This window comes from Thalassobacillus cyri (assembly GCF_900107755.1).
Taxonomy (GTDB): domain Bacteria; phylum Bacillota; class Bacilli; order Bacillales; family Halobacillaceae; genus Thalassobacillus; species Thalassobacillus cyri.
In genome coordinates this window covers 42018-55913 of the sequence record NZ_FNQR01000011.1, presented here as the reverse complement: position 1 = coordinate 55913, position 13896 = coordinate 42018, and the positions used below count along the sequence as shown (strand labels likewise).

General features: G+C 41.6%; 13 protein-coding genes. All 13 read right to left on the bottom strand.

The features are described from left to right. Window position 1: 1 nt before the first annotated feature. The gene (locus BLV00_RS13515; protein WP_245728972.1) at window positions 2-1192 is read right to left on the bottom strand and encodes a peptidase U32 family protein; all 1191 of its coding nucleotides are present in this window, start codon (window positions 1190-1192) and stop codon (window positions 2-4) included. Window positions 1193-1293: 101 nt separating this feature from the next. Continuing rightward, window positions 1294-2223 carry a peptidase U32 family protein gene (locus tag BLV00_RS13510; RefSeq protein WP_093045509.1) on the bottom strand — a complete coding sequence of 310 codons (930 nt, stop codon included), beginning with the start codon at window positions 2221-2223 and terminating at the stop codon, window positions 1294-1296. Window positions 2224-2230: 7 nt separating this feature from the next. After that, entirely contained in the window at window positions 2231-2863 is a 633-nt protein-coding gene (locus BLV00_RS13505; RefSeq protein ID WP_093045508.1) for an O-methyltransferase, read from the bottom strand. A 176-nt stretch (window positions 2864-3039) separates the two neighbouring features. After that, complete coding sequence (gene mltG, locus BLV00_RS13500) at window positions 3040-4176, bottom strand: endolytic transglycosylase MltG (protein ID WP_093045507.1); 1137 nt, start codon at window positions 4174-4176, stop codon at window positions 3040-3042. A 142-nt stretch (window positions 4177-4318) separates the two neighbouring features. After that, entirely contained in the window at window positions 4319-4600 is a 282-nt protein-coding gene (locus BLV00_RS13495) for a DUF1292 domain-containing protein (RefSeq protein WP_093045506.1), read from the bottom strand. A gap of 14 nt (window positions 4601-4614) precedes the next feature. Continuing rightward, entirely contained in the window at window positions 4615-5031 is a 417-nt protein-coding gene (gene ruvX / locus BLV00_RS13490; protein ID WP_093045505.1) for a Holliday junction resolvase RuvX, read from the bottom strand. Beyond that, window positions 5032-5298, bottom strand: coding sequence for an IreB family regulatory phosphoprotein (locus BLV00_RS13485; protein ID WP_093045504.1), 267 nt, complete (start codon window positions 5296-5298; stop codon window positions 5032-5034). It abuts the gene before it with no gap. A 72-nt stretch (window positions 5299-5370) separates the two neighbouring features. Further along, window positions 5371-7998 (bottom strand): alanine--tRNA ligase, encoded by a 2628-nt coding sequence (gene alaS, locus BLV00_RS13480; RefSeq protein WP_093045595.1) that lies wholly within the window; start codon window positions 7996-7998, stop codon window positions 5371-5373. A gap of 310 nt (window positions 7999-8308) precedes the next feature. Beyond that, window positions 8309-9370, bottom strand: coding sequence for an AI-2E family transporter (locus BLV00_RS13475; protein WP_093045503.1), 1062 nt, complete (start codon window positions 9368-9370; stop codon window positions 8309-8311). Window position 9371: 1 nt separating this feature from the next. Further along, window positions 9372-9548 (bottom strand): hypothetical protein, encoded by a 177-nt coding sequence (locus BLV00_RS22020; RefSeq protein ID WP_093045502.1) that lies wholly within the window; start codon window positions 9546-9548, stop codon window positions 9372-9374. Between the two features lie 141 nt (window positions 9549-9689). Continuing rightward, window positions 9690-12005, bottom strand: coding sequence for an SF1B family DNA helicase RecD2 (gene recD2 / locus BLV00_RS13465; RefSeq protein WP_093045501.1), 2316 nt, complete (start codon window positions 12003-12005; stop codon window positions 9690-9692). 25 nt (window positions 12006-12030) lie between these two features. Further along, window positions 12031-12696 carry a tetratricopeptide repeat protein gene (locus BLV00_RS13460; protein ID WP_093045500.1) on the bottom strand — a complete coding sequence of 222 codons (666 nt, stop codon included), beginning with the start codon at window positions 12694-12696 and terminating at the stop codon, window positions 12031-12033. Window positions 12697-12780: 84 nt separating this feature from the next. After that, on the bottom strand, window positions 12781-13893 hold the full coding sequence (mnmA, locus tag BLV00_RS13455; RefSeq protein WP_093045594.1) for a tRNA 2-thiouridine(34) synthase MnmA: 1113 nt from the start codon (window positions 13891-13893) through the stop codon (window positions 12781-12783). Window positions 13894-13896 lie beyond the last annotated feature (3 nt).

The window sequence follows — 13896 nt, the reverse complement described above, 5'->3', positions numbered from 1 at the left end:
CTTAGTGGTTCTCCCTTCGCATCATGTTATATGGATATACAGGTCGATCAACTTTTATTTTTACTATTTGAAGCGGGTGGTTGGCTTTATCGATCTGCTGTTCATTTTCATCCCAGATTGCTGCAACTCTTTGAGAGAATCCACCAATTTCAGGACCGAAAAATTCAATCTTGTCCCCTACTTTAAACAAGTTGCGCTGCTGTATGGTTGCGGTATTTGTTTCCATATCGAAATCAATTACCATTCCTGCAAATACATAATTAGTTTTACGTATTCCATTATCTTTCCCATACATTTGCTCTTCAAAGCTTGGAACCCCTTCATAAAAGGCGGAAGCGGTGTCTCGATTGGCACACTTAGCAAGCTCTCTTACCCATTCTTCTTTAATCGTAAAATTATCAGGATCTTCACAGTAAGCGTCGATAACCTGACGATAGACACTGACTACGGTTGCAACATAGTGAATCGACTTCATCCTGCCTTCGATTTTCAAACTATCGATACCAATATCACACATTTTAGGGATTGAGTGAAGTAAGTTCAAGTCTTTGGGACTCATAGCAAATGGTGCAGATTGTGTAGGAAATACATTTTTATCTGCCTCACTATCTCTTTGCTTCATCAAATCATAATCCCATCGGCATGACTGACAACAGCCACCACGATTAGAATCCCGTGCTGTCATATGATTACTTAATACACACCTGCCAGAATATGCGATACACATGGCACCATGAATGAATGTCTCGATTTCGATGTCTACATTTTCTTTCATTTCTTTGATTTCTTCGTGACTCGTCTCCCTGGCCAGCACTACCCGTTCCAGACCTTCTTCTTTCCAAAACTGGACCGCTTTCCAATTGGAAAGAGATTGTTGCGTACTCAGATGGATCTCAAGTTTAGGGGCTGCCTGTTTGCATGTTTCAATGATTAAAGGATCAGCGACGATGATCCCATGAACGCCTGCAGCTTCAATCCCCTTTAAATACTCTTTTAACCCTTCCATATTTTCATTATGAGCAATAATATTAGTAGTCACATAAATACGTGCTTTATATCTTTCAGCAAACTGAACACCTTCCCGCATCTCCTCTAAGGAAAAGTTATCTGCATTTGAACGGAGACCGAACTCTTGTCCTCCGATAAAGACAGCATCAGCCCCATATCGGACAGCTATTTTCAACTTCTCCAAATTTCCTGCAGGTGCAAGCAGTTCTGGTTTTTTAGTGATTTTTCTTTTCCATTGACAACAGTTGATATTTCTCCGATTGCCATCATGGTACCCCCTTAACTCTAGTAAACCGTCTCTTTGAAGAAGAAGCCTGTATCCAATTTCCGATTCTTAGGTTGAATGTTTTCTATCTTAGCGTGCCATTCTCCTGCTTGTTTAAAATACTCGTTTTCGTCATTCAAATAAGTATCTATCGCCTTCCGGTATAAGGCGGTGACTTCTTTCTTGTAAGAAGCTGATTTAAAAATGAAATCAATTTTTAAAGCATCAATACCTGAATCGACCAGCTCATCCAATTCATCAATCATACAAACGTCATTAGGGCTCATGATATGGGTGCCATTTTCGTCTTCAAAAATTGGATAACGATTATCACGTTCATGGTCATATAAGTATAAATTTTCATCTTTTCCCTTTCGTTCGATTTCCATGGCTCTCCCTTGATAACGGAAATAATTCCCTATCAATAGTCGTTTTGATTGGAACATAGCAGTCATCCCGTGGACCTGTACTTCAATCTCTACTTCAGCATTTTCTTTGATTTCTGTCACCTGGTCCAAGTTCAGCTCTTTTGCAAGAACAGCTCGTTTTGAACCTTTTCTCCCCCAATAATTGGCAGTGTACCAATTAGTGCCGGTCGTTTCTGTGCTCCAATGCAGCTTCATATTTGGTGCTACTTCTCTGACTGTCATGAGCACAGCTGGATCTCCGAAAATGATGGCATCTGCATCTATACTTTCAACAAAGCTGACGTAATCTTTCATTGCGTCCAACTTCTCATTATGGAAAATGCCATTGACAGCGACATAAGCTTTTTTATCATAGTTGTGAATAAGTTGAACCGCCTTACGCAGCTGCTCTCTTTTAAATTCACCAGCCAGACGAAGTCCAAAAGCTTGTTCTCCAATAATGAAAGCATCAGCACCAGCCTCGGCTAGTATGCCAATATCCTCTAAATTACCGGGCGTCACTACTAATTCTGGTTTCTTCATCGTCGTATCACCTCTTTACAGTCAGTGCTATGCCGTCACCAATCGGTACAATCGTAGTATGATAATGCGGATGGTTGATCAACCATTCATTATAGGAACGGATTTTGTCGCCAATTTTTTGCATGCGTTTGTTTTCATCATCTTTTCCTGCAGGGTATCCTTTAAACAAAACATTATCAGAAATAATGATTCCTTTATCTGTAACCATCTGACTATAATACTCAAAGAATTTTTGGTATTGACCTTTAGCAGCATCTATAAAAAGCAAATCAAAAGGACCTTTTTTAGAGATTTCTTCTTGTAATTCAAGAGCATCCCCAAAGACAAGGTCGATATGGCTGTGCTCATCTAATCTTTCAAGGTTGGCTTTCGCTTGTTGATGACGTTCAGGGTCCCGCTCGATTGTCACTATGGCAGATTCCGGGTAAGCTTCCAACATTCGCAGGGCAGAATAACCGATAGCGGCACCTATTTCTAAAATTCTTTCTGGCCGACTGACTCGTACAAGCTGCATTAAATAATGAATACCTAAAGGCTCCATAATTGGAACATGATTCTCTTTGGCAAACTGCTCTAATTCTTCAGCCCATAACGGGGTAGATGGTAAGAGCGAGGCCAAGTATTCTTCCGTTCGATCCATTATAAACACTCCTTTACCAACCTTTCGTTCATTTTACAACCCTAATATTTTAACATAAAGCTTATATTTCTTCAGTAAAATATCTCACACACTAAAAAGACTGCCTCCTCAGGATGCTGTCTTTAAATAGTGCTAATCTATTCAGACGTTACAAACCTGCTGAGACAGCCCCTTCATTACCTTTGGCTATCGATATGTTTCTTTTTCTTTTTAAGGTGGTCATCATAATTGGTCGAATAATATACGTTACCGTCGCCATCAGCTACAAAATATAGATTATCAGATTCTTTTGGACGCACTGCAGCTTCCAGTGAGTTTTTGTTAAAATTTGATATCGGTCCTACTGGCAGGCCTTTTATCTGGTAAGTATTGTATGGAGACTCTACTTCTAAATCTTCATGAAGGACTCTGTCTTTATGTTTTCCAAGCGCATATAGGACTGTGGGATCTGTTTGAAGCGGCATTTCTTCCTCCATTCGATTATAAAACACACCAGCTATTTTCTTTCGATCTTCGGCTGTAGGAGCTTCGTTCTCTAAAAGTGAAGCCATTGTAATTACTTCATGTACATTAGAAATACTTAAGTTTTCCAGTTCAGACAGGTAAGGCTTAACATTTTTCTGCGTTCTGGTCAACATGCTCTCGATAATCGTTTCTATGCTTGGATTTTCATCATAAAAATCGTAAGTAGAAGCGAATAAATACCCTTCTAAAGGGTGACGGATTTCAGGTGATTGAATTTCCTCCGTCAATAGCTGAGGATATTGCTTTATCAATTTTTCTATATACGCAGGGTCGTCCGCTTTCTTCATGAATTCCTTGGCTGTGAAGTCTGTCTGTTTTGATTTTGCAAAGGTCTCTGCAATTTGTGTGATTTTTCTGCCTTCAGGGACAGTTACCCGGAACAATGGCTCCCTGATAACCTTTCCTGTTTTCAATGACTCTATCAATTGGTCGATAGACATTGCCTGGGTAAACTGATACTCCCCCGCTTGAAAATCAGATTCATTTTTGAATTTGGTATAAAACCGGAAAATTACATCATTTTTAATGAGGTCGTTCTCTTCTAATATGCTTGCGATAGAAGAAGTAGAAGAACCGAGTGGTATTTCAACTGTAATTTCTTCTTCTGCATTGGGGTCAACCGGCTCTAAAGATGCTTTAATATATAAATAACCGGCGATTCCGCCGCCAATAAAAACAACTAATAATGTTGTCAATACAATAGCTACAACTTTACGAACCGTGCTCGCTTCTTCCCCTCTTCTTTTCAGTCGCTTCTGATATAAATCCTTAAAGTTCGAATCAGACATTGCCCCATCCTCCTTAAATCCATCCGGTACATTATACTACAAAAAGCACCATATTTTCTACGGTGAAATGAACAAAGGGGCAACAGACCGGACTTGAAGGCATTAAAAAAACACGCTTCCTATCAGGAAGCGTGTCGAATCCTTACTCGTTCTCTTCAGTCAATGTGTTCAAAGTTTCTTCTACCATATTCCACTCTTCGTCGGTCTCAATTTGGTATAACGCCAAATCATCATCGTCCCCTTCTTTTTCCTCGTAACGGAAAGCGAATACTTCAACTTCTTCTTCGTCTTTCTGTTCAGCTGGAACGACAGCGATATAAGAATGGTTGGTCTCGTCTACATCAAAGGTGAATAATACTTCAAATAAATGTTCTTCCCCATTCTCATCAGGGATAATAATTCGCTCTTGTTCTTCTAAAGCCATGAAAATCCACTCCTTTATTGATTGGCATCTAGGTAGCTCTGTAAAATAATGCCGGCTGCCATTTTATCAATTACTTTTTTTCTTTTCTTCCTGCTGACATCCGCATTCAATAACACACGTTCAGCAGCCATTGTTGTCAATCTTTCGTCCCAGAAAACAACAGGGATTTCGAAAGCTTCTTCAATTTTCACACCAAAATCCTTGCTGGCTTCACCTCTGGGACCCACCGTGCCATTCATATTCTTCGGAAGGCCGATGACCATCTTAGAAACGTCATGTTCCTCGATGAGTTTCTTCAAGGCCCCATGTGCTGTGTCAAAATCAGGCTCTGTCCACTTGAGCGTAGTTATCCCTTGTGCAGTCCAGCCTAATCCGTCGGAGACTGCTACTCCGATTGTTTTTTCTCCGACATCTAATCCCATCGTTTTCATTTATTTATCTTTATTTCCCTCCAAATAGTATTTCACCAGCTCTTCAATTAATTCGTCCCGTTCCATTTTCCTGATTAAGTTTCTGGCATCTTTGTGGCGAGGAATATACGCTGGATCCCCGGAAAGCAGGTAGCCGACTATTTGGTTGATCGGATTATAGCCTTTTTCTTTCAGTGCTTCGTGCACCGAAAGAAGGACGGATTGTACATCCTGATCGAACGGCTCCTCTGAAAAATTAAACTTCATGGTCTTGTCCATTGAACTCATCTTAACACCTCGCACTTTTTTATGATTTACTCCATTATATACTTAATTCAGGAGTTTGAAAAACATAGGAGCTTATTGGACGTATTCTTTTGCATACTGAAGGGCGTCACCAATTTTTGAAGGGTCTTTCCCCCCGGCTTGCGCCATATCTGGACGTCCACCACCACCGCCGCCGCAGCGAGCTGCAGCTTCTTTGATCAATTTTCCTGCATGATAACCATCTTCGATAAGGTCTTTGGAAACTCCTGCAATTAATTGTACCTTTTCACCATTTGCAGCTGCTAACAGGATAATTCCTGAGTTTAATTTTTGCTTTAGCTCATCCATCATGTTTCGCAAACTGTTGGCATCTTTGACGTCTACCTGCTTCGCGAGCACTTGGATGCCATTCACTTCTTCCACTTCATTCAGAATTGAGCTAGCTTCCAAATTGGAAAGCTTACCAGCCAGGGATTCCTTCTCCCTTTGTTCGGCTTTCAGCTCCTGATGAAGCGCATCGATTCGTTCAGGCACTTGTTCAGGTTTTGTTTTCAGACGTTCAGCAGCATCCTTAAGGAGTATCTCTTTCCCATTCATATATTGATATGCGCCTTTTGCTGTAACTGCTTCAATACGTCGGGTACCTGCCCCGATTCCTGTCTCGGAGACAACTTTAAACAATCCGATTTCGGCCGTATTAAGTACATGACAGCCACCGCAAAGCTCAAGACTGTAATCACCTACTTGAACGACACGGACTTCATCTCCGTATTTTTCACCGAATAATGCCATGGCACCTTTTTCCTTTGCTTCCTGTAAGGAATTATATTCTATTTTTACAGGAATGGAATCCCAGACTTTCTGATTGACGATTTCTTCAATTTTATGCAATTCATCTTCCGATACAGACCCGAAATGTGAAAAGTCAAAGCGAAGACGGTCTGGCGCCACAAGTGAACCAGCTTGATTAACATGATCACCGAGTACATCCTTCAATGCTTGATGCAGCAAGTGAGTCGCCGTATGGTTTTTTACCACAAATGAACGAGAAGATTGATCTACAGTTGCTTCCACTACTGCACCTTTTGTCAGCGTACCTTCCTTGACCACTACTTCATGCATATGTTGTCCATTAGGTGCCTTTTGTACATTCTGCACTTCAATGACAACCTCATTATTTTTCATAACACCTTTATCAGCGATTTGCCCACCGCTTTCTGCGTAAAAAGGAGTTTTATCCAGAAAAATATAAGCCCTCTCTCCTGACTCAACAGTGTCTGCAAATGTTTTCCCTTTAATCAGTTCAACAACTGTTGCTTTTACATGTAAGTTTTCATATCCGACAAATTCACTGTCTACCTGAACATCTCCAAGCACGCCTTCCTGAATTTGCATGGAATCCGACTTCTGGCGAGCACTTCTGGCGCGTTCACGCTGCTTTTCCATTTCTGCCTGGAAGCCTTCTTCGTCAATGGTAAATCCGGCTTCTTCAACATATTCCTCTGTCAATTCCTTCGGAAAACCGTAGGTATCATATAAACGGAAAACTTCTGTTCCAGGGAACACATTGCTCCCCTTTTTCGTTTCATCCTTGATGATGTCTGACAGAATCACCAGCCCGTCATTCAATGTTTCATGAAAACGCTCTTCTTCTGTTTTAATTACATTTTGGATGAATGATTGCTTTTCGTTCACTTCCGGGTAGAAATCGATCATGATTTGAGCAACCTGAGGAACCAGCTTATACATGAATGGCTCATGGATACCGATTTGCTTTGCAAATCTTACTGCGCGGCGCAAAAGACGACGTAAAACATATCCTCGCCCTTCATTGGAAGGCAGTGCTCCATCTCCTACCGCAAATGCCACCGTACGGATGTGATCGGCAATTACTTTAAATGCTACATCATAGTCGCTGTGTTGCCCATACTTTACATTGGCAAGCTTCTCTGTTTCCTTAATGATAGGCAGGAATAAATCCGTTTCAAAGTTTGTCGGGGTATCCTGGATGACACATACCATACGTTCCAAGCCCATTCCTGTATCAATATTCTTCTTCGGTAAAGGTGTATAGGTATCATCAGGGTTATGATTGAATTGGGAAAATACAAGATTCCATATTTCTAAGTAACGTTCATTTTCTCCCCCAGGATATAATTCAGGGTCGTTCGGGTCATTACCATATTTTTCTCCACGGTCGAAGAAAATTTCCGTGTTTGGGCCACTTGGCCCTTCCCCGATATCCCAGAAATTCTCTTCCAGGCGGATGATGCGCTCTTCAGGAATACCAACTATGCCTTTCCAGATACTGTATGCTTCATCATCTTCGGGATGGACAGTAACAGATAAACGTTCTTCCTCAAATCCAATCCACTCAGGGCTTGTAAGGAATTCCCACCCCCATTTTATTGCTTCTTCTTTAAAGTAATCACCTATTGAGAAATTTCCGAGCATTTCAAAGAACGTGTGGTGACGTGCAGTTTTACCAACATTCTCAATGTCATTGGTTCGAATTGATTTTTGAGCATTGACAATCCGTGGGTTCTCAGGAATGACCCGGCCGTCAAAGTACTTTTTCAAAGTTGCTACCCCGCTGTTGATCCATAGTAAAGACGGATCTTCATGGGGAACAAGGGAAGCACTCGGTTCAGTCCGGTGCCCTTTTTCATTGAAGAAGTCCAGATACATTTGACGTACTTGTGCTGATGTCAGTTTTTTCATCATTCATTTCCTCCTTATCGTATAAAAAAACCCGTCCATGCTCGTATTGAGCAGGGACGGGTTATGATTTCCGCGGTACCACCCTGATTATGGAGTAGAACTCCATCACCTTGGACGCTTGATAACGGTGCGCTGCCGGCGGGAATTAACCGCACTCTGGAATAGCTTCCGCAGCCCTTCATCCAGGATCTCTTTCAGCCAGGGAAATCCTTCTCTTAAAGATGGTCTGCTGCATACTCATTTCCTTCTACATATTTCGATAACATTTTGATTTGGATATGCGTTATTATAGATAAATATCCAAGAGATGTCAATGGGTAGTCCTTGCTCTCCATATATGCTCCACAATCACCTTGATACAGGTGAGAATCGGCACTGCAAGAATCATTCCTAATATCCCTGCCGTTTCTTCCCCTACCAGCAATGCAAGGATGATCAATATCGGGTGGATATGAATACTCTTCCCTACAATATAAGGTGATAACAAATTCCCTTCGATCACCTGTACTACAATGATTGTAATAAGAACATAGGCTACCATATTCACAGAGGTAGTCAGCGCGATAATGACAGCTGGAAAGGCACCGATCAGAGGGCCGAAATACGGTATGATATTCGTTGCCCCGACAATTACCCCTAAAAGTAAAGGATACTTGATCCCAATCAGCCAAAAACCAAGAAAAGACAGACCCCCTACGAATAGGCATACGATGAATTGGCCACGAATATAGCCCCCTAAAGAGACACTGATATCCTGTACCAGCGTCTTACCTTCAAAATGGAAGCGTTTTGGAGTCAGCTTTTTGCAAGCGTCCTTAATTCGTTCGATATCCTTTAAAAAGTAAAACGTCAATACAGGAATGACTGCTGCAATAACAAGCACTTCCACGATACCACTAAAGCTCGCAATCAGCATGGTGACACGCTCATTGGTCCAAGTTTCCATTTGATAAAGGATTTCGGTCAATTGATCATGAAAGCTTTCCGGCAAGTCCGATGTTTGCTGGTAGATTTGTAATATTAAATTCCGGTAACCTTCGGCGAATTCCGGGATTTGTGCATTCAAGTCTTTCAATTGATGGATTAACCGGGGTATTCCTTTATATAATCCATACCCCACTCCAGCAAAAAATATAAAGAAGATTACCAGTATCGCTATCCAGCGAGGAAGGTGGCGTTCATGTAACTTTTCGACGATAGGATGAAGTAGAAAAGCAATAAACCCTGCAATCAAGAAAGGGGTGAGTACCTTCCAGATTCCGACTAACAACCCGTTGTAGTAAGGAAACAGCTTCGCAAGCAAGAATAGACTTAATAGTATAAAGATCAGCAGCACAAAACGATACAATGCGCGTCTGATTTTCTCTTCCATTTTACTCTGCTTCCTGGAAGAAAAGGTCATTAAGGGAACTGAGGCTGCCGTCTTCTTCAATCTGATGGACGTTCATTCTGCCATTTTCATAGGATAATTCAATATAGCAATTCCAGCAATAGTACTGGTTGGTACCAACTTTTCCAATATCTTTTCGCTGACAGTTAGGGCAAATCAAGAGAAAAACTCCTTTTTAGCCCCTATCATGTCCCGGCAAAGCTTCAAATATACATAGAAATACTCTCCAGTGCCCGGAATTTGGCTTACTGGGTACCATTCTTATATTGAGAGTAATCCCTACAACCTCCACCTATGCTGTTCACATAAAGTCATAAGGAGAAATCTCTTCTTCTTCCTCGTCTGGTATTGGTGTAGCGTTGTTCTCCATCAGTTTTTCTTTCAACTGCGTGTAGCGAAGGTTTGTATCCTCAGTTTTGACTCCTTCTAAAAAAGCTTGTTTATCTCCACAAATAATCAACGATTGCTTGCTTCTTGTAATAGCAGTATATAAAAGATTTTTACGCAGCATCCGACGGTAGCTGCGAACCACTGGCAGAATGACAATCGAAAATTCAGAGCCCTGGGATTTGTGGATAGAAGTGCAATAGGCATGCGTGATGTTAGTCAGGTCTTTCTTAGGGTAGACAACTTCTTTTCCGTCAAAATCTATTACTACCTGTTCTACCTGATCAACATTCTCATCTTCTCTGAAAATGGCAACAATTTCTCCAATATCCCCATTATAGACACCGTCCTCCGGCTGATTGACTAGTTGAATCACTTTATCACCCGTTCTGTAGACAAGCTCTTTGAACTTTATATCACGTTTTTGTTTACTAGGGGGATTAACTAACAATTGAATCTCTTCATTCAATTTGTTGATGCCTACCTGTGTTCGGTACATGGGAGCAAGCACTTGTATTTCACGAGGTTCAATCCCTTTATCGATAGCGCGTTTTACTATATGTGTCACTACATCCACTAACTGATGTTCTTTGGCGTCAATAAAGGTGAAGTCTCGCTCTTTTTTCAAGGATTGTGAGGTACAATTGTCATTTTTAATTTCGTGAGCCAATTGAATGATACGTGAGCCCTCTTTTTGGCGGTAAACCTCCTGCAGCTGGACATAAGGCAACTGCTCCGAACCTAGCATATCTGTCAAGACCTGCCCTGGTCCGACTGAAGGCAGCTGATCTTCATCACCTACGACCAGTACTTGCATATCTTTCGGTATAGCTCGGAATAATTGGTTAGCCAGCCAAATATCCACCATGGAAAATTCGTCAACAATAAGAACTTTGCCTTCCAACTGATTATTTTGGTTCTTTTCAAAAGAATTTTTACCATCCCAGCCAAGTAGGCGGTGAACCGTTCTTGCCGGTAAACCAGTTGATTCTGTCATCCGTTTGGCAGCTCTGCCGGTAGGCGCAGTCAATATAAATGGAAAAGGTTCATCCTGATCATAATCATCCGGGTTAAGCGATAACTCATTCAATTCGGCATAGGCCCGGATGATTCCTTTGATAACCGTCGTCTTCCCCGTACCTGGACCCCCTGTCAAAATCATCACTTTCGATTGTAATGATTTTTCAATGGCCTGGAATTGATCCTGCCCATAACTAAGTGATTCTTCTTCTTCTACTGAGCCGATAATCTTCAATAACTCCGCTTGTGTATAATCAGCATCCATTTTTTCTGCTGTTATCCGATCTAACTGATGGCAAAAGCCATTTTCTGCATGAAACAAGGAAGGAAGATAAATACGATCCGTTTCGATCCTCACCACCCCTTCCTCGCCCATTTGAATCAGTTGTTGGGAGAGATGATCAAAAGTGATTCCCTGCTGGCTGCCATTCAGAAGCCGGTCAAGGCTTTCCAATACATCACGGGTAGGTAAGTAAACATGACCAGTCTGATAACTTTGTTGAAGAATATATAGACATGCAGCCCTGATCCGTGTCGGATGATCGAAGGGTACCTGGTTTACTCGGGCTACTTCATCAGCCCGGTGAAAACCAAATCCCTCCACATGGAATACAAGCTGATAAGGATCTTCCTGAAGGATAGAGAGGCTTTCATCTTTGAACACCTCATAAATCTTTTGAGCCATTTTCAATCCGAATCCATATTGCGACACATGAATAACGACGTGTTCAAAACCTTGGTGTTCTTTCAATGCATGATATAAACGGTCAGCCTGTTCTTTCTTCATACCTGGGACATTATCTAATACATTTTTATCGTTCAGGATGGAGTTCACAGCTTGGTTCCCAAGGGTTTGATAAATTTTTTCCGCTGTTTTTTTACCAATGCCCTGGAACAAATCACTGGATAAGTATGCGATCAGTCCATCTTTTGATTCAGGCAGCACCCTGCGGTAAAAATCAATTTGGTATTGTTGCCCAAACTTAGGGTGCTGCTCTATTTTTCCTTGAAATAAATAGCTTTCCCCCTCTTCTAAAGGAGAAAAATGTCCCTTGATTACGACGTCCTTTTCTTCTATTGGTTCATTCGTATCTTTGATACGGACGGAAGCAATGGAAAAATGTTCGGACTCATTATGAAAGATCATCCGGTTCAGCGTACCTTTAATATAACCTGATTCAAGCTGCTGCTTATCGTCAATCGTTTCCATTGCTATCCGTTTTCTCCTTTCCTGCCTAGCTTTGGTTGTCTAACATATTTTCTATCTGTTTTTTACCATTGGCCGCGAGCATGTGTTCCGGCTGGATCTCCAAGGCCTGATTAAACTTGGCAAGTGCCTTGTCTACATCTTCCTTGTACAATGCAATCACACCAAGGTTATAATAGGCATCACTATGATTTGGTTCTAATTGTAGCACATGATTCATCTGTTGCTCTGCGTGCTCGATATCTTCATTTTGTGCCAGACACAGCCCATATTGGAATTGTATATCAATATCATTTTCATCTATTTCAGCTGCTGTCATTAAATAAGGCAATGCAAGACGGTAATGCTCCTGATGGATGAACGTCATTCCCATCATGAAATGGACATCTGCTTCATTCAAGCCCTCTTCAATTGCACGTAAAAATTGCTCCTGAGCCCTGCTATAATCCTCTTGTTCGTAAAAGGTGTTTCCTAAACCATAATAGGCGGTAGCCGCGTGGCTGTCTTTTTCTATCGCCCGCTCAAAAAAGCGCTGTGCTCGTTCATAATCTTTCATATGCAACAATAAGTTACCAAAATTGATATAACCTAATGGTTCCTCCGGATTATCTTCAATCGCTTCTGTGAACCATTTAGCAGCCTGCTCTAAATTCTGTTGTTTCATCTCTTCGATACCTTTAGCCAACTTATCCATATCGTATCCCTTCCTTTCTTCACATGAGAAAAGACCATGCGCGCATCCTGCCATGCATGGTCTTAGTTGAACATTTTCTTGCTCTTACCCTACATAGGTCAGAGCTTGCTCGTTCTTAAGCACCTCATCAATCGTTGCTCCCCCAAGACAAACTTCTCCATCATAAAAGACAACAGCCTGGCCAGGTGTAATCGCCCGTTGTGCCTCGTGAAAAATCACTTTCACTTTATCGTCGTCTAACACCATCACAGTCACCGGACTGTCATCCTGGCGATAACGGAATTTGGCGGTACATTCCATCTTTTCTGCCGGCATTTTACCACTGATCCAATTGATTTGGCTGGCAATCAGCGCGTCTGAATATAAGGTCTCATGATGAAACCCCTGTCCGACATAGAGGATATTCTCTTTCAGATTTTTCCCAACGACAAACCAGGGTTCACCAGCTCCGCCGATTCCCAAACCTTGTCGCTGGCCCAGCGTATAATACATCAACCCATCATGCTTACCCTTCACTTCCCCATCAAGGGTCTGCATTTCTCCCGGTTGCGCAGGTAGATATTCACTCAAGAATTCCTTGAAATTACGTTCACCTATAAAACAGATGCCAGTGCTGTCTTTCTTTGTTGCTGTAGCTAAATCATGCTCTTTGGCAATTTCCCGTACTCTCTTTTTCTCCAGATGGCCAAGCGGGAACATTACTTTAGCCAGTACATCCTGGGAAAGCTGATTCAGGAAATACGTTTGATCTTTGTTATTATCTATCCCGCGCAACATTTCAAATTGACCGTCTTTTTCTCTCACCTGTGCATAATGGCCGGTAGCCAAATAATCTGCACCTAGAGAAACAGCGTGATCCAGAAATGCTTTGAACTTGATTTCCTTATTACACATGACATCCGGGTTTGGAGTTCTACCTGCCTTATATTCATCTAAAAAGTAGCTGAACACTTTATCCCAGTATTGTTTTTCAAAATTGACTGCATAGTAAGGGATATCCAGCTGATTACACACACGTATGACATCTTCAAAATCTTCTGTTGCGGTACATACGCCATTTTCATCCGTATCATCCCAATTTTTCATAAAGATGCCGACAACATCATACCCCTGCTCTTTTAAAAGCAAAGCAGCTACAGAGGAATCCACTCCCCCGCTCATTCCGATGACGACTCGAGTATCTTTAGGATCTTTCATATT

Bases quoted from the DNA above. Each gene is read 5' to 3' on its own strand.
- BLV00_RS13495 (WP_093045506.1), bottom strand. From the start codon at position 4,600: ATGGCTTTAGAAGAACAAGAGCGAATTATTATCCCTGATGAGAATGGG.
- ruvX (WP_093045505.1), bottom strand. From the start codon at position 5,031: ATGAAAACGATGGGATTAGATGTCGGAGAAAAAACAATCGGAGTAGCA.
- recD2 (WP_093045501.1), bottom strand. From the start codon at position 12,005: ATGGAAACGATTGACGATAAGCAGCAGCTTGAATCAGGTTATATTAAA.
- BLV00_RS13460 (WP_093045500.1), bottom strand. From the start codon at position 12,696: ATGGATAAGTTGGCTAAAGGTATCGAAGAGATGAAACAACAGAATTTA.
- alaS (WP_093045595.1), bottom strand. From the start codon at position 7,998: ATGAAAAAACTGACATCAGCACAAGTACGTCAAATGTATCTGGACTTC.
- BLV00_RS13510 (WP_093045509.1), bottom strand. From the start codon at position 2,223: ATGAAGAAACCAGAATTAGTAGTGACGCCCGGTAATTTAGAGGATATT.
- BLV00_RS13485 (WP_093045504.1), bottom strand. From the start codon at position 5,298: ATGAGTTCAATGGACAAGACCATGAAGTTTAATTTTTCAGAGGAGCCG.
- BLV00_RS13475 (WP_093045503.1), bottom strand. From the start codon at position 9,370: ATGGAAGAGAAAATCAGACGCGCATTGTATCGTTTTGTGCTGCTGATC.
- mnmA (WP_093045594.1), bottom strand. From the start codon at position 13,893: ATGAAAGATCCTAAAGATACTCGAGTCGTCATCGGAATGAGCGGGGGA.
- mltG (WP_093045507.1), bottom strand. From the start codon at position 4,176: ATGTCTGATTCGAACTTTAAGGATTTATATCAGAAGCGACTGAAAAGA.
- BLV00_RS13505 (WP_093045508.1), bottom strand. From the start codon at position 2,863: ATGGATCGAACGGAAGAATACTTGGCCTCGCTCTTACCATCTACCCCG.